We start from the raw sequence: 18960 nt of genomic DNA, 5'->3' as shown, positions 1-18960 counted from the left end.
AGGTTAGCCTAAACAGTATGTGGCGACGGGACACGCCCACCGAGCCGGGGACGACGGCCGCGAGGAACCGGAGCGACTCGACCGCGACTGCGGGATCACCCCGGACGTGGCGGGAGGGAGCACGATGACGGGGGAGAAGCTCTGCCCGCTCCGACGGCGGATCGAGGCGCTGGCCAGCGAGCGCGGCGAGTACTACCTCGTCTGCAGTCGCTACGGCGACCGGCCGGTGCCGGCCGACGGCTGTCGCTTCGAGAGCCGCGCCGTCGCTCGGCGGGCTGCACGCCTGACCGAGGAGTACCGCTCGGCGCTCCGGCAGTACGACCCGGCGCTCCCGCAGTACGACATCGTCGTCAGACAGACGCCCGAGATCGGGGCGGAGGCCGACCCCGGCGGGGCAGGGGCCCCCCAGTGATCGAGACCCACGTCGACCGCGCGCGGACCGCGGTCGAGCGCGAGCGCGAGGTGCTCTCCGAAGAGCGGTCGGCGTACGAGACGTTCCGGCGCCGCGTCGAGTCGCTGTCGGCAGCGGAGATGGGCCACGGCGGTGGTGTCGGCGGGGCCCGCGGCGGCGTCGTGAGCCGGACTGCCCACGGAGACGCGAGCGGGGGCGCCTGTGAGCAGGTCCGGGAGGCGTTCGCCGAGACGGTTCGCCCGTACAGCGTCGACGACGTGGGCGACGAGCCGCTACTCGAGACGATCCGCGAGGAGCTCGGCGACGGGATCGCGCTCGCGCTGGCGCCGACGACCGAGACGGCGTTCACCCCGGAGACGAAAGGCGCGATCCTCACTGCGACCCGGGAGCGACGACGGGGGATCGACGCGACGATCGACGCCCTCGAGAGCGAGGCCGAGTCGCTCCGGGCCGTCGGCGAGGCGGTCGGGGAGATCACGGACTGGCTCGCGACGGCGGACGAGACGCCGCTGTCGGAACTGGGGTTCGAGGCGCTGCGGGAGCGGCACGACCGCCTCGCGGAGTTCCGGGACCGGTGTGAGGGGCTGCTCGACGACCGGCAGGAGCTCCTGCTGACGACGACGGGCCGGAACCAGTCTGCCGACGTGGCCCACCGGACGCTCGTGCGGTATCTCTACAGTTCGCTGCCGGTCGTCTACCCGGTGCTGTCGACGGTCACGCGGCTGTACGACCTGCTGGCGGAGTGTCAGCGCGCGGTTCGGGCGCATCTGACGCGGCGGGCGTGAGGGGTTTTGGGTGATCGTACGACTGTGACGGCATCTCGATGCTTGACTTCCGGAACAGCAACCGCGACAGCAACAGCATCTCGATCGCTGGCCACTTGTGACCGCAGTGTGCCGGACACAGGGTCCGGCACAGTTCGGAATCCCCACCCCTCCCCCCGCCGGCGCCGAATTGGCGCCGGCGAGGCGTCCACCGCCACCGCACCGCGGTTGCGGTCGGCGCGCGACGTGAGCAGGGCGAGACCGAAGGTCTCGCTGGCAGTGCGGGCGACGCGTGGGTCGCCCGCACGACGCCGACGGCGCGAACGAGCGCGCGAGGTCCTCGCGAGTGAAACGAGCGAGGGCACGAGAGAGCTTGCTCTCTCGGAGGACGAGTGACTGAGCGTCAGCGAAGGAGCGAGTCGGCTGGGGAGGCCAGAGGGCGGTGCGGTCGCAAGTGGTCAGGCGCACTCCGCGGTCCTGTTTCCAGCCGAGCCAACGACTCGTGAGCAACACAAATGCTCGAGGATCACCACTTCTCAACACGCAAACGGTGGAACCTACTCCTCGTCCAGCGACATCCGCTCGCCCAACTGCTGCTCGATCGAGCCGCGTTCCCACGTCCGGGTCCCTTCGCCCTCGATCTCCGCCTCGATCTTCTCCTCCAGCAGATTGACTGCCACCGAGTTCGCGCCCTCGGGGATGATCAGGTCGGCGTGTTTCTTCGTCGGCTCGATGAACTGCTCGTGCATCGGCTTCACCGTCGAGAGGTACTGGTCGATCACGTCCTCCAGCTCCCGGCCGCGCTGGATCACGTCGCGCTTGATCCGCCGAAGGATCCGCACGTCGGCGTCGGTTTCGACGTACAGTCGGAGGTCCATCATGTCGTTGATCTCCTCGTCGTACAGCGAGAGGATCCCTTCGACGATGATCACGTCGGTCGGCAGCACCGTCACGCGCTCCTCCTTGCGGTTGTGGATCTCGAAGTCGTACTGGGGCATCTCCACGGCCTGCCCCTCCGAGAGCTGCCGGAGGTGGTCGCGCAGCAGCTCCCACTCGAACGCGTCGGGGTGGTCGTAGTTGACCTCCTCGCGCTCCGCGCGGTCGAGGTGGCTCAGATCCTCGTAGTAGTTGTCGAGGGGGATGCGGGTCACCGATTCCCCGACGCTCTCGGTTATCAGGCGGGCGACCGTGGTCTTGCCGGCGCCGGTGCCGCCGGCGATCCCGACCACGAACGAGGGGATAGTCATCGCACGGTTCGAAGAGAGCGCGGCGTTTCAAACTGCTGTTTCGGCGCAGTCAGCCCGTCAGTTCGAGCTCGTCGGCGACGAGGAAGGCGACGGCGACGCCGAGGGTGAGCACCGCCGCCCAGAACGCGATCGCGGGCTCGCTCCAGCCGTCGGTGAACGTGACGGCACCGAGCCAGGCAAGCAGTCCGGTTCCGAGCACGAACGCGGCGTCCGGTAAGTCGACCATATCCGCGGTAGCGACGCCCGGCTACGTCAGTGTGACGCTCCGGCGTCGATCAGCGAGGCACTGAGCTGTTCGCTCTCGGCCTCGCCGTTGCCCTCGCTGGGGCCGGCGAACGCCGCCCGCGCGATCGTCTCCGCCAACGCGTCGGGGTCGTCGACCACCGGCGCCAGCGCGGCTCGGAGCGCCGTTCGCTGCACGTCGACGACCGGCGTCCCGCTGCCGGTCTCGCGGGCGCGCTCGCGGCGCGCCTGCAGTTCCAGCCACGCACGTACGGTCGCGCCGGTGTACTCCCGGGCGAGCGCCACTGGATCGTCGACGCTCGGCACCGTCGAGAGGAAGCGCGCGCCGGGCCCGTCGGCGTCCACGCGTTCCGCCACCCACGCCCGAATCGTCTCGGGGTCGTCCTCGGCGTCGAGATCGGCCGTCGCCGCCTCGAGCAGTTCGGCCTCCCGCTCGGCGACGCGGTGGAACGCGTCCCCGACGACGACCGTGTCCGCCCCGGCCTCCCGAACCGCCCGGACGTCCTCGCCGTTTGCGAGCCCGCCGCCGTACCAGAGCCGCGAGCGGACGAGCGCGTCGTCGATGCGGTCGAGCGTCTCGACCGCCGTCTCCCCGCCGAACGTGCCCGAGTACTCCAGATAGACGATCTCGGACTCCAGGTGGCGGTCGGCGGCCATCGCCCGGCGCTTGGCTGCCCCGGGGTCGAGCACGTCCTCGGCGTCGACGCCGGCCTCGCGGGCGGCGGCGCTGTCGGGGTTCTGGACGATGTACGCCTCGAACGCCGCCTCCGAGAGCAGCAGCGAGGTGGCGACGCTCGCGAGCCAGTCGGCGACGCGGTCGGGCAGCCACGGCGCCTTCCGTTCGACGAGCTGTGGCGCGAGCACCTCGCGGACGCTCTCGATCGCGACGCCCAGCGTCCCGACGAGCGCCTCGCTGTCGCCGTTGAGCACCTCCGGCACGAGCAGCAGGTCGGCGGTCTCCTGACTCCGCTCAGTGACGTGGTCGGCGCCGCTGGGTTCGTGACAGACCGGCGTCGACAGTGGCGCCAGCAGGTCGAACGCCGCCTCGGTGTTCGCCGGCGTCACGTCCGCGGAGCCCCCGACCGAGACAGCGTCGGTCTCGGCGAGCCACAGCGGGTACAGCAGCGGGAGCTTCTTCGCACCCTCCGGGTCGACTTTCGTCACGTGGTCCCAGTCCGGCACCGGATTGGTGTCGAGCGCACTCCGGGCGAGCAGCCGCGCGGCGTCGACCGCGCGCTCGCCCCGGGCTGCGAGATCCCGTCGCATACAGGCAGTTCGCCGCGGGGCGGCAAAAACCCGGTCGGTTCGGCGATGGACAGCTTCAAACCGCTGGTCGGCCCACCCACGGCCATGTCCGGACCGCTTCGCCGGGTCGCCGACCGGCTCGCGGGCGTCGGCGCGCTCCCGACGCCCGCCCGCGCGGTGTTCAGCCACTACGCCGCCGGCGGCGCGCTCGAACTCAGGGCGATCCGCCTCCAGCAGCGGGTCGAAGACGAGATCGAACGCATGGTCGACGACGCCTACGCCGACGTGGAGGCCGCCCTCGCCGCCGAGTTCGGCCGGGAGTCGGTCGAGTTCTCCTACGACACCAAGCTCACGATGCCGGTCGAGCTCACCCTCGCACACGTCTACCGCCGGGCCAGCGAGGCCGCGCCGCCGGGGATCGACCCCGTCTCGGGCCGGCGCGCGACCGATCCGATCTCGAAGTTCCGCCGCCGTCGCGCCGAGAGCGACGCCGACCCGGTGGAACTGGTCGGGGAGACGCGCCGCGCCCGCGAGGTGGCGGAGCTGGTCGTCGTCGCCCTGCTCGACGGCGACATGCGCGACGCGATCAACGACGGCGAGTACGAGGATTTCGAGGTCGACTTCGACCTGTCGCCGACGGATCGCGAACGCGTCGCCGAGATCGCACAGGAGGTGCTGCAGGCCGCCGTGCAGGAGCAGTTCGCCGCGTTCCCCGACTCGGTCCGCGAGGCGTACGACGCCGCGGTCGACCGCTCGGAGGCCCACCAGGACCGCGACCCCCACTTCCGGGAGCTGATGGCCGACGCCGTCGCCGCCGCCGAAGCCGAGGCGGTCGACGACGTGACCGTCGACGCGCCCGACGGCGACCGCGACCCGCAACGAGCCCGGGAGGCGCTCCGGGCGGAGTACAAACACGCCGGGTTCGAGGCGACGCCCGACCTGTTCGACGAGACCGAACTCGACCTCCCCTACCTCGTCACCCAGTACGGCCGCGTGGGCGTGATCTACCACGGGATGGTCGAGATGTTCCGCGAGGCCGGCGTCGCGCTCTCCCCGGAGTTCGAGCGCGCGGTCGTGCTCTCGATCGTCGGCGCGCAGGTCTGGCTCGACGACGTGGACGACTTCGCGGCCGACGTGCGGGAGGGGCAGCTCACCCCCGTCACCGCGGAGTATCTGCTGGCAGGGAGCGACGCCGACGCGTACGACGCCGTGGTCTCGATCACGGAGTCGTACCTCGACGCCGCCCGCGACGCCGCCGAGGCCTCCGACGCGCCGATCACAGGGATCGCCGTCGAGTACATCCGGCAGGACGGCGAACCCGAAAAACTCCCCCGGTAGCGGTGGCGACGGGGGCGACTGCGAGGGCTTATTAACTTCGGTATAGTGATTCACAACTAGATGGATACAGAGGCTACTCCGATGTCGTCGCGGAGCGAGCGGGTGGTCGGTGGCGCCGGCGTGCTGGCGCTGCTCGCGGCGTCGGTCGCGGGCGTCGCGATGGGAGCGACGAAGCCGGTCGGGATCGGCTGGGTCGCGTTCGCGGCGATGGTCGGCGGCGTGGCGCTCGCCCGACGGACCGGCGAGAAGCGGCCGTCGACGCTGGTCTGGGGCTCCGGGCTGGCAAGCGGCGCGATGATCGTCAGCGTCGGCCTCTTCCTGCTGCCGGACGCGCTCAACCACCACCTCAGGTTCGGCGGGCTGGGCGTCGCGACGGGCGTGATCGTCGGCTTCGGCGGCCACGCGATCGGCCACCGGCTCTCCCACGCGGAGCTGCCGATGGACTCGACCGTCGCACAGCTCACCGCCCACGCCGCCGCGGCGGGGGCGATCATCGGCATCGTCTACGGCAACATGCCCGAGCTCGGGCCGCTGCTGGGCGTCGCGATCGTCTCCCACAAGGGGCCGGCGGGGTACGCCGCCGCGGACCGACTCCAGCGCAACGGGCGCTCGTGGGTCCCGATCCTGCTGCCCGCGGCGGGAGTCGGCGTGATTGCGGTGCTGTCGAGCGCGATCGCGCTGCCGGCGTCGCCGCCGGTGAACGGGCTGGTGTTCGGGTTCGCGACCGGCGTGTTCCTCCACGTCGCGATGGACTTCCTCCCGCGGTGTGAGCTGGGGAGCGAGGTCCACGACGCGCTGAGCGTCGACGACGACGCCCACGAAGTGCTCGACCAACTCCGCCTCCACGCGGTGGCGTCGACGGTGCTCGGCGGGACGGTGGTCGTCCTCCTGTGGCTCGCCGTGACCGGCGGCCCGTGACTACTCTCGGATCCGTCGCACCTGCCACACCATCCCCGAGCCCACCAGCAGCAACACGACGAGGTTGAACGCCGCCTGGAACAGCGAGCGGTACTCGTGGCTGATCCACTGGTTGATCGCCGAGGAGACGTTGAAGTACAGCTGGAGCGTCGCGATCAGCGCCACCAGCGAGAGCCCCGCGAGCAGCACGTAGTTGAGCGTGCGCCGGAGGTCGCGTCCCTCGTCGGTCCGGTTCGGTTCGGCTTCCTCGTCGTCGGTCTGGTCGGGTTGGTCGGTCATGGTTGGCTCGATCGTGGCTCGGTCCTCGGCCTGTGCCTCCCCGTTGTCGTCGCTCATCGTCGCCTCCGCGCGAGCAGCGCCGCGCTCAGGAGTGCAGCGACGGCGACGATCGGCCCGAACCCGGGCGTCTGTGCCGCCGTGGCCTCGGTTTCCTCGGGTCGGTCCGGGGGCGCCTCCTCGCTCTCGAAGTCGCTGGCGTCGAACTCGACGTCCTGCTGGGTCTGATCGCGTTCGAGCGTCTCGGTGGGGTCGAGGTTCACCACGCCGCCCGCGGTGTCGACGATCACGCCGTCCCGGGTGAGCACGGCGTCGACGTAGTAGTTGTACTCGCTGGGCACCGCCACCTCGGTAGTCACCATCTCGGTTCGGCCCTCCCGCAGGCCGCCGGCGTCGACGCTCGTCCGGGCGGCGACGACGTTGGACTCGGCCTGCCGGAGGACGAACGTCACCGAGAGCGAGTCGGCCTCGCTGGGGCCGACAGCGGTGAGCCAGCCGCCCAGTTCGAGCGTCGTCCGGTTTTCGCCGGCGTCGGCGATCGACACCGACACCGGTTCGAGGACGGGGTCGTCGACGAAGCTCACGTTCGACTCGGCGTAGGCGGGCGTCAGCGCTTCGACGCCGCTGACCTGCCGGGTGAACTCGTCGACCCGGGTGCCGTTGCGGTACACCACGCCCTCCAGTTCGTACCCCCCGTCACGGGGGACCGAAAGGGTGGTCGAGACGCGGCGCTCCCCCTCGGCAGTCAGGTCGCCGACGCTGACCTCCTTCGAAGCTTCGAGGAGTCCGGACTCGGCGTCGGTCGCCTCGAACAACACGGTGACGTTCTCCGCGGCGTTGCCGCGGTGCTCGAGCGTCGCGAACAGTTCCAACTCGGCTGTTTGGCCCGTGATCTCGCCGGTCGCGATGTCGGCGTCGACGACGCGGACCGGCCCCGGCCGGATCGGATCGTCGTCGGGCGACGCGACCGCGCCGGGGACCACGGCGGCCGCGAGGAGGGCGACGGCGACGACCACGACGGCGCCGCCGGCGAGGACTCTGTTGCTGTCCATGGGTAGACGGTCTCGTGAGCCGTACAAGTGCTTTGTGTGCAGTTGGTGGGTGTTTTCGAGGTAGGAGATCGCTGTTCGGGGAACTGTATCCCGATCGTTGGCAACTGAGACAGCAACCGCAGCAGCAGTTTGATCATCGGTAGCTGGGACAGCAACCGCGGCAGCATCTCGACCGTTGGCAACTGGGACAGCGACCGCGACAGCAACAGCAGCTCGTTCGTAGACCACTTGCGACCGCAGTGCGCCGGGCATGAAGCCCGGCGCAGTCCCGAGTCCCCACCCCTCCCCGCGGGCCGGCGACGATTGCCGGCCCGCGGCGTCCACTGCCCCGCTACCGCAACGCGGCCAGCGGTGGCGCGCGACGTGAGCGGGGCGAGACCGAAGGTCTCGCTGGCAGTGCGGGCGACGCGTGGGTCGCCCGCACGACGCCGACGGCGCGAACGAGCGCGCGAGGTCCTCGTGAGCGAAGCGAACGAGGGCACGAGAGAGCTCCGCTCTCTCGGAGGACGACTGACCGATCGAAGCGAGGGAAGGAGTCGGCTGGGGAGGTCTGAGGGCTGTGCGGGGCGGTGCGGTCACAAGGTGCCAGCGATCGAGCTGCTGTTGCTGTGTCTGGAAAACCCTCTATCGCGGTCCACTGCGACGGCCGAGAAACACACACGACCCCCGACAGAACCCCTACAACTCCGAGTCCAGAAACGCGAGCTCGTGGTTCAGCGTCCGCTCCAACTCAACGCCCGCCAACGCGGCGTAGTGCGAACTGGGCACCCGGACGAGCGAGGCGTCCCGGACCGACTCGCTCGCCGCCGCCACCGCCTCCGGCGGCGCCACCTCGTCGTGCTCGCCGGCGACGAACAGCGTCGGGCAGTTCACGTCCGCGACGACCGACCCCAGATCGTGGCGCTGGAGCTTCACGAGCGAGCGCGCGGGCGTCGTCCCCGGCTCGCGTCCCAGCAAGTCGCGCACGTCCCGGGCAGCGTTGGCCGCAGCGATCGCCGCCACCTCGCCCGTGTCGCCGAACAGCGGCACCCTGATCCCCCGTTCGTCGGCGTCGACGCCGCGGAGCCGCCCCAGCGCCGAGGCGGGGTAGTCCGCGACGCCGCGTGCGAGCCCGCGGAGCCGCGGACGCAGCCACGACGGGAGCAGCGTCGCGCCGTCGAGCACCGGGAAGCGGGCGATCACGGCGTCGACCGCGAACGAGTCCGCGGCGGCCGCGAGCGCGGTGCCCGCCGAGAGATCCATCCCCCACAGCGCGAGGCGGTCGCCGTCGACCGCCGGGTCGTCCCGGGCGGCCTCGATCGCGGCGTCGAGATCCGCGCGCTGGCGCTCGGGGGAGAGCAGGCGGTCCCCGTCGACGCTGCCGAAGCCGCGGTGGTCGAACGCCAGCACCGCGTACCCCCGCTCCGCGAACCGCTCGGCGGTCGCTTCGAGCGTCGGTCGCCACGGGAGCCCCGCGCCGGGCGCGAGCACGATCACCGGCGCGTCTGCCGGTCGGTCCGGCGTGAACAGGTGGCCCTGCCGGCCGTCGAGCCCCACGTCCCGGGTCGAGAACGCGTAGCGACTCGGCTTCCCGCGGCGGGCGTGGCTCCCGCTCACGGCGACCACCCGGGACGCCGTCGATCGGAACGGAGTCGGTTCATGGCGGCGATTGCGCCGGCGTGGAGTAAAGCGTTCCCGTGGGTGGCGGGAGGGAAGCGGTCGGAGAGAGAGAGCGAAAACTGGAACCGAACGGTCTACCGGCGGAGCAGCCCGCGAAGCCGGTCGAGGACGCTCCGGTTCCGCTTGCGTTCCGCGAGCAGTACCGAGCAGTCCACGTCGGCCACCACGTCGGGCACCAGCGAGCCGGTGAGCATCCGCGAGAGCACGCCGCGTTCGGTCGCGCCGAGGATCACCAGCGTCGCGTCCCCGGCCGCGTCCTCGATCGCGGTCTCGGCGTCGCCGGTCGCGACGCAGAGTTCGGCGTCGACCGCCTGTCCCTCGGCCCAGCCTTCGAGGAACTCCCGCCCCGTCCGCTCGTCGTCGGCGACGTGCAGCAGGGTGAGTTCGGAGCCGAACTCCGACTGGAGCAGCTTCCCGATCTCGACGGAGAGCTCCGAGTCCGGGCCGCCCGCGGTCGGGATCAGCACCCGATCGGGGTCGAACCCGCGGTCCTTGAGCACGAGGAAGTCACAGGGCAGGTCGCCCGTCACCTCCTCGACGGCGCCCTCGACGCGCCCGCCGCTGTCGGGGCCCCAGCCCATCACCACGAGATCGGCCTCGTGGTCCGCGGCGGCGTCGAACACCTCGCCGATCCCCCGGTGGGAGATGATCGTGTTCGTCTCCACGTCGACGCCGAACGTCTCGGCGTCGCTCCGGGCGTCCTCGAGCACCGTTCGGTGGTCTTCCTCCAGCCGCTCGACGTGCTCGGCGGCGTAGCTCAGCGAGGTCTGGTCCGGGACGGTGATGACGTGGACCGCGTCGACGATCCCGCCGCGCTGTTTGGCGATCGCGCTCGCGAGCGTGATGAGCTCCTTCTCGTGGGCGGGGTTCGCGAGCGGCACCATCACGCGGTACTGGTTGTCGCCAGTGGGCTGGACGCTCTCGGCGGCGTCGACGGCTGCGTCGGGCATCTCCTCCTCCCGAGAGAGGATGTACTCGCTCAACAATCCTTGCTTCTCGGTCCTGCTCCGGGCGTAGCCGAGGTACCAGATCGCCGCGAACAGCACGATGGCGGCACCGACCAGCCGGGGAACGGGCTCGATGTAGTAGATGAGCGCGAAGGAGAGCAGGCCGCCCACGATGGGGGTGAACGGGTACAGCGGCACGGTGAAGGAGGGCTCGTAGTCGACCGCGTCGGCCTCGCGCATCACGACCAGCGCGATGTTGAGCAGCCCGTAGATCACCAGGTGGAGGAAGCTCCCGATCGACGCAAGCGTGTTGATCGGCGCGGCGACGATGAACAGGAGGATGAACGCGCCCGTCAACGCGATCGAGCGGTACGGCGTCCCGAACCGCGGGTGGATCTCGTTGAGGTCCGGCGTCACGATCCGGTCCCGCCCCATCGCGAAGTTGATGCGCGAGGACGCGAGGATCGACGCGTTCGCGCTGGAGGCCGTCGCGAGCAGGCCGCCGAACAGCATCGCGCCCGCGCCGATCGGCCCCATCAGCAGTCGGGCGACTTCGACGACCGCGATGTTGTCGGCCTCGGACTGGGCCTGAATGAACCCGGGTTCGACCGCGGCGCTCATCACGACCAACACGAGCGCGTAGATGATCGTCACGATCACCACGGAGCCGATGATCGCCCGCGGGAGGTTCTTCCCGGGCTCCTTGATCTCCTCGGCGACGCTGGTGATCTGGACGAAGCCGAGGTAGGAGACGAAGATCAGCCCGGTCGTCTCCAGCATCGGCGTCAGCCCCTTCGACCCCGGGATGTTCGCGGGGGTCGCGCGGGTCGCGCCGTACAGCGTGAACACACTCAGGATCAGCACTAGCACGACGACGATGACGTTCTGGAGCCGCCCGGTCTCCTTCGCGCCGATGTAGTTGACGAGGACGAACAGCGCCGCCGCGAGCAGGCCGATGAACTTGATCCACGGGATCGTGAACCCGGCAATCAGGAACCCGTCCGGGAGGCCGGCGATGCCGACGACGTACTCGCCGAAACCGACCATGTAGAACGCGCTGGCAAAGGCCAGCCCCAGCCAGTTCGCCCAGCCGGCGATCGAGCCGAACAGCGGCCCCAGTGCCTCGTTGACGTAGAAGTACGCGCCGCCGGAGCGGGGCATCGCCGTCCCGAGTTCGCTGGCCGACAGCGCGGTGAACAGCGCGATCCCGCCCCCGAGCACGAACGAGACGATCGCGAACGAGCCCGCGCGGGTGATCGCCTCGCCGGGGAGGACGAAGATCCCCGCCCCGATCATCGTCCCGACGCCGATGGTCAGCGCCGCCAGCGGGCCGAGGTCCTTCGCGAGCTCCTCGTCGCTCATTCAGCTCGTCCCGGGAGGGTGATCGCCGGTCGGTCCGCCTCGGTCACCAGCCGGAGCGTGCGGTCGCCCGCGAGGAACTGCTGGAGCCGGCTCCCCTCACGAGGCTGGAACGCGATCGCGCTCGCGCCGATCCGGGCGGCGGTGTCGATGACGCCCTCGACGACGTCCCGCTGGTAGGCGGTTTCGGTCTCCGCGTCCGGGAACTGCTCCCGGAACGCCTCGAAGGCGGCCTCCGCAATCGACTCGGACTGCTCGACTGGCGTCTTGTCCGGGACGCCCCCGCCCTTCTCGACGACGTGGACGACCGTCACGCGCTCGGGATCGTACGGGGCCAGTGCGACCGCCGTCTCCCGGGCGTCCTTTTCAGTGGCGACCGGAACGAGCAGATGCGACAAAAGTGCGGCTGACGGTTCGTCGGTCATAGAGGGCGGTACTGTCGCCCCGGATTTAATGCTGTCTCCTGTGCCGACCGCGGAACGGCTGCAGACGACCGTCACTTTCCGCCGACTCACCGCTGTCGGTCGTCGGCGCCTCCCGAAAAGATCGTGCCGCCTACCGGAGCTCGTCGAGAGAGACGGCGCTGTCGACGTCGACGGTGACCCACTCGGTGGTCGACATCTCCTCCCCGGGGAAGACGGTGACCTCCGAGGGGTCGTCGTCGTCGTCGTACAGACAGCTCAGCCCGAACTCGGGGTACGATGCCAGCGGGTCGCCCGATGGCGTCTGTTGTACACTCATGGTGGTCCCTCGTTCAGCGCGCCGGCCGCCACGCTTCACCGAGCGGTACGCACGGTAGACGGATAAACGCTTCAGTACCGATCGGCGTGAATCGAACGTTCCCCGGGTATCGCAGCCGCTGTTCGGGCTGTCGTCGGGTACGGACCGCGGCCGCAGGATCAGTCGGCGGTGGCGGCGATCGTCTCCGTCTCCGCCTCCTCCTCGTCCTGAAGTTCGTCGGTGACGCCGTGAATCAGCGCGAATACGGCAGCTTTGTGGTCAGTTTTCGATCGGTGAATGGATGTCGGCTGCACGCCCAGCTCCCGGTACTCTTCGGAGACAGTGTCTCCCGCTGCGTCGAACTGGCTCTGAAGCTCCGCGAGAAGGCCGTGCAGGTGGATGAGCTCCTGCTTCTTCATGGTCACCGGCTATATCGGCCGGAGGGTTATAACCTTACTCTGAGTCGGAGTACCATGGTCGGTGTGCCCGGCGGTAGCGGCGTGTTCTGGGCGGTTCACCTGCCTGTCAGGAACGGGCGGCAACGTGGCTCACTGTCGGCGGAGTCTGACCGCCGAGGGGTGGTCACTCGCGTCCCCGGTCGGGCTTCCGACGGGCCCTGCCGGGAGCGTTGGGAGGCTCTCGCGGCCGTATTCTGCGAAAACGCTATTAGTTTCGCGTACAAATCACCTCAGTTATGGGTCCTCGCGAGGAGCTCAAGACGAAGCTACAGGGCCGAACGGGCCGGGTCGTCGACCCCGCGGCCGACGGGACCGCGGCCGTCGGGCTCCGCGATCCGAACTACGCCGCCGAGGAGTACGAGTCGCTCGACGTCGTCGAGACAGTCGAACGGGCCTGTCCCGACGAGATCGAGTTCCGGGTGTACGTCGCTGCGCGCCCGGCCGGGCGCTACTGAGTCGACGGCTCGGGCCGATCGAACGCCGCTTTCGCACCACGGCAGGAGCTACGCGCGACTCGAACGTGGAAGGAGAGGGTGGCCGAAAGGGGGATGTCGGGGAGCTCGGCTGCTCACTCCGAGCCGAACATCTGGCGCATCATCGGATGCATCTCCATCAGCTGCTCCTCGGCGATCTCCTCGTACAGCTTGTACGTGATGGAGACCGTCAGCAGCAGCCCGGTTCCGGAGACCTGCCCGATGGTGCCGAGCATGTTCGCCATCACCGCCAGCAGCCCGACGAGGGCGCCGCCGATGACGGTGACCTGTGGGATGTACCGCTCCATCACCTTCTCGATCACCTGCGGGTTCTGCCGGAAGCCGGGGATCTGCATCCCGGAGTTCTGGATCTGCTGGGCGGTGGCCTCCGGGCCCATCCCGGTGGTCTCCACCCAGAAGATCGCGAACACTGCGCCGCCGACGATCATGAACGTCAGGTCGATGCCGATGCGGATCAGGACCTGCCACCAGTCGGCGGTGACGGTCGCGCCCACGAACCACATCCACTGCTCGGGGCTCTGGATCGGCTTGAGGTACCAGAACAGCCCCTCGACGACCTGCCCGGTCTGGGTGTCGTACTCGCCCAGCCACACGGGCATGCCGTTCCACTGACTGTGGAGGATCTGCCCGAGGAACTGCAGGTTCGCCTGCAGCGCACGGACGAGGATCATCGGCAGGACGCTCGCGTAGATGAGCTTCACGGGGAACTTCCCGCGGGCGCCCTTGACGCGGGCGTGCGAGAGCGGGATCTCGATCCGGACGCTCTCGGCGTAGACGACCACGACGAAGATCAGCACCGTCGTGATCATCGCGAGGATCATCCCCTGCCCGAGGAAGATCGCGCTCAGCCCCTCGGTCGTCAGCGGCGAGCCCGGGAGCTCGGTGCTCCCGGTGATGATCCCGATCCAGGAGGAGACGAAGCCGCTGTTGCCCGTCAGCCCCTGCCAACCGAACAGGCCGCTGACGAGCCGCTGGCTCACGCCGGCGATAATGAACAGGCCGACCCCGGAGCCGACGCCCCACTTGCTCACGATCTCGTCCATGAACAGGATCAGGATCCCGCCGACGAAGATCTGCGCGAACAGCAGTGCCTCGACGCCGCGGAGCCCGATCCCCAGCGACTGTGCGACCTGCGGGTCGGCGCTGAGGATGGGGCTCGCGAACACCATCGGCGCGCCGGTCAGGACGATCATCACGCCCACCAGCAGCTTCTGGAGCCCTTGGTACAGCACCTGGTCCCGCGGGTCGTTCTCGGTGTCCAGCCCGAGCAGGTCCGCCCCGCCCAGCAGCTGAAGCACGATCGACGCCGTCACGATCGGCCCGATCCCGAGCTGCAGGATCGAGCCCGACGCGCCGGCGAGGATCGAACGGAACTGCCCGTAGAAGTCAGTCCCGCCCGTCTGGAGCCCGTACAGCGTGACGTTCGTCAGGAAGAAGTACATCACGAGGATGCCGGCGGTCCACAGCAGCTTCCGCTTGAAGGGGACGTGTCCCTCCGGCCGTGCGACCGTCGGCATCCGCGTGAGCACCGGTTCGGCAGTCTCCTTCCAACCCATTGTCAGTCCTCGCTGGCTTCGTCAGATTCGGCGGCTTGCTCCGCCTCCCGCTCGGCACGCTCCTCTGCGCGCTCGGAGACGGTGGTCGAGCCGCCGGCGTCCTCGATCAGCTCGGCGGCCGCGTCGCTGAACGCGTCGGCGGTGACGTGCAGCTCCTGTCGGACCTGCCCGTTGCCGAGCACCTTCACCACGTCGGCCTCCCAGCCGTCCTCGGCCACGTCGCGGGCGTCGATGGTGTAGGCGCCGTCGTCGTTCTCGGCGACACCCTCCGCCGCCAGCAGCGCCGCGTCCTCGTCGATCTTCTGGACGCGCACCTCGGCGACGTTGTCCTGTACCTCCTCGGGCTGGGTGAAGCCGTGCTTCGCCCAGGGCCCGTAGTGGTGCATCTCGTGTTTGCGGCTGCCCGCCTTGCCGCGGCCGCCACGGTGGCCGGCGCCGCGCCGGTTCTTGTGGCTGCCGCCGCCGTGCGTGCGGGAACCGCGCTGTCGTCGTTTCTTGCTGGTCATTATCGCATCGCCTCCAGGAGCGGGTCGATGTCCTCGTGGGGACCGAGCTCGCCGCCCGTGCTGTCCGGATGCTTGATGCCGTCGTGGCCGCCGCGGGGCGGGTGGAGTCGCAGCGTCGGGGAGATGTTCTGCTCGCGCAGCGTCGTCTCCTCCTCGAGCAGCGCCTCCGCCAGCGCCTCGAAGCTGTCGTAGTCGGTCTCCTCGGCGAGGTACTCCTCGTCGACCTCGGCCTCGGCGTCGAGCGCGTCCGCACGCGTCTCGAGCACGAGCGCCAGCGTCTCCACCGAGGGCTCGCCGTGGGCGACGAAGTCGTTGACCTTCGCGACCATCCCGTCGTACGTGTCGGTCTCGGGGACGAGCGCGGCGTGGTTGACGCGACCGATGTTGAGCATGTCCAGCGTGTCGCGCTGGCCCGCGGTCATGTCGATGTTGCCGCGGAGTTGGACGACTGCTCGCATCAGTTGCTCACCCCGTCCTCGGCCTCTCGCTGGACGCGTCGTGCGCGGTCAGGCGTGCGTGCCTGCGAGGCGTTCTCGAGCGCGTTGAACGTCGCCTTCGCGAGGTTGACCGTCGTCCGGGTGTTCCCGTTGGACTGGGTCCAGGCGTCCTGGATCCCGGCCAGTTCGAGGATGTTCCGGACGGTCTCGGCGCCGGCCAGCCCGAGCCCCTGCGGGGCCGGGATGACTTCGACCTCGACGGAGCCGGCCTTGCCTTCGGCACGCCGGGTCAGCGAGTTCACGCCGCCGGCCTGGTCCTCCCAGGAACCGGAGCCGCGGTCGACGCTGATCACGTTCAGCTTCGCGACCTCGATCGCCTTCTGGATCGCGCCGCCGACCTGATCGTCTCGCCCCTCGGCGTAGCCGAGGTAGCCGTCGCGGTTGCCCACGACGACGACACAGCGGAACTTCACCCGCCGGCCGGAGTCGGTCATTCGCTGGACCATGTTGATGTCCAGTACCTCGTCCTCCATGCCGGGGAGGAGCTGGTCGACGATCTCGTGCTCCTTCAGCGGGAGCCCGGACTCCAGCGCCTCCTCCATGGAGGTGATCTCTCCGTCCTGCACTTGCTTGCCGAGCCGGGTTACCGGCTCCCAGCCGTCGTTCTGGCTCATTCGTGATCCTCCTGGAGCGTCTCGCGCACGTCGTCGAAGTGCTCGGGCAGCTCCGTGGCGTCGAACTCCCCGCTGTACAGATCGTCCTCGAGCTGCTCGGCGTAGGCGGCGATGTGCTCGCCGCGGTTGCGCGACCAGTCCGCGAGGACGCTGTCACTGTGGGGGATCTCGAGCCCCGCGTCGATTGCACCTTCCTGTACTGCGAACACCTTGTTGCCGGGCGTCGCCGTGTTGAGACCCAGATCGAGGACGGCCTCTTCGAGGCCGGCGTCGATCGCGCGTAGGCCCGCGAGGTAGCCCGTCAGGTACGCGCTCGGCAGGTTCCCGGTGGGAGCCTCCCAGCCGTACTCCGACAGGTCCTCGCTGGACGCTGCGGCGTGGATCTCGTCGCCGTCGGGTCCGGGACTGGCCAGCTGCGCCCTGACGTGCTTGTTGCTCACCCGGGCGACCAGGCGAGGCTTGCCAGATTTCAGCAGGCGCAACCGCTGATGGTAGTCCGTCCGAACCTCACGGCGACGACGCATCGGCACCTTGTATCGTGGTCCTGTTGCCATTAGTCGTCGCCTCCGATCTCGACGTCGTAGTTGTTCTCCGCGAAGGCCTCGAGGCGGGCGACGCTGTCGAACTCGCCGCCGCTGGCCTTGTTGTAGAGCTCGCGGTACTGGGAGGCGTCGAGGACCTCCTCGTCGTCGCGAAGCTCCTTCAGCCGGGAGCGCTGTGCGCGGATCCGGCTGACCCACTCGTCCTTCTCGCTGCGCCGGGCGCCGGACTTCCCCTTCCGGGAGCCGGCGCCGGTCTGGTGCCCGTAGTCGCGCTTCGCTTTGCGGTCGCGGGCACGGCCGCGGGAGTTGGACTTCTCGTCTTCCGCGCGGATCGTTCCGTCCGCGATCAGATCGCGGATGTCCTCGCGGGTGATCGCGTCCGCGAGCTCGTCCTGTGCCTCCGGGTCGAACCAGACGCGGTTCTCGCCCACGTCCAGCTCTTCGGCTGCGAGTCGCTTCTGTGCGCTCAGATCCGTCATTCCTCTACCTCCACTTCGACGTAGGTCGGGTTGAGGACGCGAATGCCGGCGTCCTCACACTCCTCCTCGATGCGCTCGCGCTTGCGGGCGCCGACCTTCGAGGCGATGCGGACCGCTTCCGTGTCGCCGTCGACGCCGTCGAGGTCGTCGACGTTGTGGACGTACACTTCCTCGAAGCCGCTCGGGTGCAGGCCGCGGGCGGCCGTCGGCGAGCGGAAGCCGGCCTCGACCTTCGGGCCCTTGCCCTTGATCGAGCGGCGCTGCTTCGAGAGGGTACCACGGGGGCGCCGCCACGAGGTGGGGACGCGCTTCTTCTTGTGGTAGTCCTGTCGGTTGAACTGCGGCTTGCCCTCGCGGTGCTTCTGTGCGAGCGCGGCCGCGGTGTCGTCGTCGAGGTCGGGCGTCTTGTCGGCGTGGCCGCGAGGCTGGAGCTCCGTCTCCACTTCTTCCTCCTCGGCTTCGGCCTCCTCTTCGGCCTCGTCCTCGATCTCGGCCTCGGTCTCCTCTTCGACTTCGAGGCCACCGACGTCGGCCTTGATCCGGGCCGCGAGGGCGTTGCCGACCCCCTCGACCTCGGCGAGTTCGGACTGCGAGGCGGCCTTGAGGTCCTCGACGGAGTCGTAGCCGGCCTCCGCGAGCGTCTCGGCCTTGGAGGGCCCGACGCCGCTGATGTCCTCGATCTCCTGGGGTTCGTCGTCAGCCATCAGGCATCACCCGTGGGTTTCTGCGTGATGTACACGCCGTCCTGGAACACGCGGTTGTCCTTGTCGCTGACGCGCGTGAGCTGTTCGATGTCCGCTGCGGTCTGGCCGACGGCCTCCTTGTCGGAGCCCGACAGGGTGAGCTGCTCGCCGTCGACTTCGACCTGCGTGTCGCCCCGGATCGGCGTCCGCCGCGGGGCACGCTCGCCGAGGAAGTTCTCGATGACGATCTCCTCGCCCTGCACTTCCACCTGCATCGGGAAGTGGGCGTAGAAGACCTCCATCTCGTAGGTCCAGCCCTCGGTTACGCCGTGGAACATGTTCCGAACGTGGCTCTCGAAGGTGCCGACCGTCGCGCGGGTGTTGGCGTCCGAGTCTTCGGGCGCCGTGATCACCACGCTGCCGTCCTCGACGCTGACGTCGACATCGGGGTACCAGAGGCGTCGGGTGACCGAGCCGTTGGGACCCTCGACGGTCAGGTCGAGGTGGTCGAGCTCCGCGGAGACGTCGTCCGGGATAGTGAGTTCTGTCCTGCTCATCAGTAGACGTATGCGATTATCTGGCCACCGATGCCCTGTTCGCGGGCCTCGTAGTGGCTCATGACGCCGTGGCTGGTCGTGACGATGAGCGACCCGTAGTCACGGGCCGGGAGGAACCGCTTCTCCCACTGCTCGTACTCGTCAGCGCCGACCGAGTAGCGAGGCTTGACCGCCCCGCAGTCGTTGATGGCGCCACTCAGTTCGACCTCGAACTTGCCTGCTCGGCCGTCGTCGACGAACTCGAAGCCGCCGATGTACCCGCGGTCGTAGAAGACCTCGAGGATACTGCCGATCACGTTCGAGGCGGGTGCTACCGTGTGGTCGAGGTGCCCGACGCTCTCGGCGTTGTCGATGCCGGAGAGGGCACTCACCAGTGGGTCGTTTCCTGCCATAG

The 18960-nt window shown here is 69.4% G+C and carries 24 protein-coding genes; 5 read left to right on the top strand and 19 right to left on the bottom strand.

What is annotated here, in order from left to right; translation table 11 throughout:
* Positions 1-19: 19 nt before the first annotated feature.
* Positions 20-412, top strand: coding sequence for a DUF7552 domain-containing protein (locus tag ACQUSM_RS01395; RefSeq protein ID WP_435115098.1), 393 nt, complete (start codon positions 20-22; stop codon positions 410-412).
* On the top strand, positions 409-1197 hold the full coding sequence (locus ACQUSM_RS01390; protein ID WP_435115097.1) for a DUF7260 family protein: 789 nt from the start codon (positions 409-411) through the stop codon (positions 1195-1197). The genes ACQUSM_RS01395 and ACQUSM_RS01390 overlap by 4 nt, the downstream gene beginning before the upstream one ends.
* 536 nt (positions 1198-1733) lie before the next feature.
* Here ACQUSM_RS01390 and udk read toward each other — a convergent pair.
* Genes udk through ACQUSM_RS01375 form a run of 3 tightly spaced genes read right to left on the bottom strand, consistent with a single transcriptional unit; the run spans position 1734 to position 3932 of the window.
* Positions 1734-2423 carry a uridine kinase gene (gene udk, locus ACQUSM_RS01385; RefSeq protein ID WP_435115096.1) on the bottom strand — a complete coding sequence of 230 codons (690 nt, stop codon included), beginning with the start codon at positions 2421-2423 and terminating at the stop codon, positions 1734-1736.
* 49 nt (positions 2424-2472) lie between these two features.
* Positions 2473-2649: a hypothetical protein gene (locus tag ACQUSM_RS01380; protein ID WP_435115095.1), complete on the bottom strand. Its 177-nt coding sequence runs from the start codon at positions 2647-2649 to the stop codon at positions 2473-2475.
* Positions 2650-2675: 26 nt separating this feature from the next.
* Complete coding sequence (locus ACQUSM_RS01375) at positions 2676-3932, bottom strand: geranylgeranylglyceryl/heptaprenylglyceryl phosphate synthase (RefSeq protein WP_435115094.1); 1257 nt, start codon at positions 3930-3932, stop codon at positions 2676-2678.
* An 84-nt stretch (positions 3933-4016) separates the two neighbouring features.
* Here ACQUSM_RS01375 and ACQUSM_RS01370 point away from each other — a divergent pair, with 84 nt between their 5' ends.
* Together ACQUSM_RS01370 and ACQUSM_RS01365 are read left to right on the top strand one after the other, a co-directional pair.
* Positions 4017-5249 carry a hypothetical protein gene (locus ACQUSM_RS01370; protein WP_435115093.1) on the top strand — a complete coding sequence of 411 codons (1233 nt, stop codon included), beginning with the start codon at positions 4017-4019 and terminating at the stop codon, positions 5247-5249.
* Between the two features lie 60 nt (positions 5250-5309).
* Positions 5310-6167 (top strand): ZIP family metal transporter, encoded by an 858-nt coding sequence (locus ACQUSM_RS01365; RefSeq protein WP_435115092.1) that lies wholly within the window; start codon positions 5310-5312, stop codon positions 6165-6167.
* Here ACQUSM_RS01365 and ACQUSM_RS01360 read toward each other — a convergent pair whose 3' ends face one another.
* The 7 genes from ACQUSM_RS01360 to ACQUSM_RS01330 form a co-directional block, all read right to left on the bottom strand.
* Positions 6168-6503 (bottom strand): hypothetical protein, encoded by a 336-nt coding sequence (locus ACQUSM_RS01360; protein ID WP_435115090.1) that lies wholly within the window; start codon positions 6501-6503, stop codon positions 6168-6170.
* Positions 6500-7495 (bottom strand): DUF7490 domain-containing protein, encoded by a 996-nt coding sequence (locus tag ACQUSM_RS01355; protein WP_435115089.1) that lies wholly within the window; start codon positions 7493-7495, stop codon positions 6500-6502. The genes ACQUSM_RS01360 and ACQUSM_RS01355 overlap by 4 nt, the downstream gene beginning before the upstream one ends.
* A gap of 678 nt (positions 7496-8173) precedes the next feature.
* On the bottom strand, positions 8174-9091 hold the full coding sequence (locus ACQUSM_RS01350; protein ID WP_435115088.1) for an alpha/beta hydrolase family protein: 918 nt from the start codon (positions 9089-9091) through the stop codon (positions 8174-8176).
* 137 nt (positions 9092-9228) lie between these two features.
* A complete protein-coding gene (locus ACQUSM_RS01345; RefSeq protein ID WP_435115087.1) occupies positions 9229-11463 on the bottom strand; it encodes an amino acid permease in 2235 nt (744 codons plus the stop codon).
* Positions 11460-11885 (bottom strand): universal stress protein, encoded by a 426-nt coding sequence (locus tag ACQUSM_RS01340; protein ID WP_435115086.1) that lies wholly within the window; start codon positions 11883-11885, stop codon positions 11460-11462. The genes ACQUSM_RS01345 and ACQUSM_RS01340 overlap by 4 nt, the downstream gene beginning before the upstream one ends.
* Before the next feature lie 130 nt (positions 11886-12015).
* Entirely contained in the window at positions 12016-12201 is a 186-nt protein-coding gene (locus tag ACQUSM_RS01335) for a DUF7511 domain-containing protein (protein WP_435115085.1), read from the bottom strand.
* Positions 12202-12359: 158 nt separating this feature from the next.
* A complete protein-coding gene (locus ACQUSM_RS01330) occupies positions 12360-12599 on the bottom strand; it encodes a UPF0058 family protein (protein WP_435115083.1) in 240 nt (79 codons plus the stop codon).
* A 275-nt stretch (positions 12600-12874) separates the two neighbouring features.
* Here ACQUSM_RS01330 and ACQUSM_RS01325 point away from each other — a divergent pair, with 275 nt between their 5' ends.
* Entirely contained in the window at positions 12875-13093 is a 219-nt protein-coding gene (locus tag ACQUSM_RS01325; protein ID WP_435115082.1) for a hypothetical protein, read from the top strand.
* A 113-nt stretch (positions 13094-13206) separates the two neighbouring features.
* On the opposite strand, the gene secY is transcribed toward ACQUSM_RS01325, so the two are convergent.
* From secY to ACQUSM_RS01280, 9 genes are read right to left on the bottom strand one after another with little or no spacing between them, the layout of a single operon-like run.
* A complete protein-coding gene (gene secY, locus ACQUSM_RS01320) occupies positions 13207-14688 on the bottom strand; it encodes a preprotein translocase subunit SecY (protein WP_435115081.1) in 1482 nt (493 codons plus the stop codon).
* A 2-nt stretch (positions 14689-14690) separates the two neighbouring features.
* Complete coding sequence (locus tag ACQUSM_RS01315; RefSeq protein ID WP_435115080.1) at positions 14691-15194, bottom strand: uL15m family ribosomal protein; 504 nt, start codon at positions 15192-15194, stop codon at positions 14691-14693.
* Positions 15194-15652: a 50S ribosomal protein L30 gene (locus ACQUSM_RS01310; RefSeq protein WP_435115079.1), complete on the bottom strand. Its 459-nt coding sequence runs from the start codon at positions 15650-15652 to the stop codon at positions 15194-15196. Before ACQUSM_RS01310 ends, ACQUSM_RS01315 begins: the two co-directional genes overlap by 1 nt.
* Positions 15652-16305 (bottom strand): 30S ribosomal protein S5, encoded by a 654-nt coding sequence (locus tag ACQUSM_RS01305; protein WP_435115078.1) that lies wholly within the window; start codon positions 16303-16305, stop codon positions 15652-15654. Before ACQUSM_RS01305 ends, ACQUSM_RS01310 begins: the two co-directional genes overlap by 1 nt.
* Positions 16302-16859 (bottom strand): 50S ribosomal protein L18, encoded by a 558-nt coding sequence (locus tag ACQUSM_RS01300; RefSeq protein WP_435115077.1) that lies wholly within the window; start codon positions 16857-16859, stop codon positions 16302-16304. The genes ACQUSM_RS01305 and ACQUSM_RS01300 overlap by 4 nt, the downstream gene beginning before the upstream one ends.
* Positions 16859-17326, bottom strand: a complete 468-nt coding sequence (locus ACQUSM_RS01295) for a 50S ribosomal protein L19e (RefSeq protein ID WP_053948469.1) — start codon at positions 17324-17326, stop codon at positions 16859-16861. The genes ACQUSM_RS01300 and ACQUSM_RS01295 overlap by 1 nt, the downstream gene beginning before the upstream one ends.
* Positions 17323-18030: a 50S ribosomal protein L32e gene (locus ACQUSM_RS01290; RefSeq protein WP_435115076.1), complete on the bottom strand. Its 708-nt coding sequence runs from the start codon at positions 18028-18030 to the stop codon at positions 17323-17325. Before ACQUSM_RS01290 ends, ACQUSM_RS01295 begins: the two co-directional genes overlap by 4 nt.
* Positions 18030-18566, bottom strand: a complete 537-nt coding sequence (locus ACQUSM_RS01285; protein ID WP_435115075.1) for a 50S ribosomal protein L6 — start codon at positions 18564-18566, stop codon at positions 18030-18032. Before ACQUSM_RS01285 ends, ACQUSM_RS01290 begins: the two co-directional genes overlap by 1 nt.
* Positions 18566-18958 (bottom strand): 30S ribosomal protein S8, encoded by a 393-nt coding sequence (locus tag ACQUSM_RS01280; RefSeq protein ID WP_053948472.1) that lies wholly within the window; start codon positions 18956-18958, stop codon positions 18566-18568. The genes ACQUSM_RS01285 and ACQUSM_RS01280 overlap by 1 nt, the downstream gene beginning before the upstream one ends.
* Between the last annotated feature and the right edge of the window lie 2 nt (positions 18959-18960).

Origin of the sequence: Halolamina sp. C58, assembly GCF_051195095.1 — an archaeon.
GTDB lineage: Archaea > Halobacteriota > Halobacteria > Halobacteriales > Haloferacaceae > Halolamina.
This window is presented reverse-complemented; position numbering and strand designations above follow the sequence as displayed.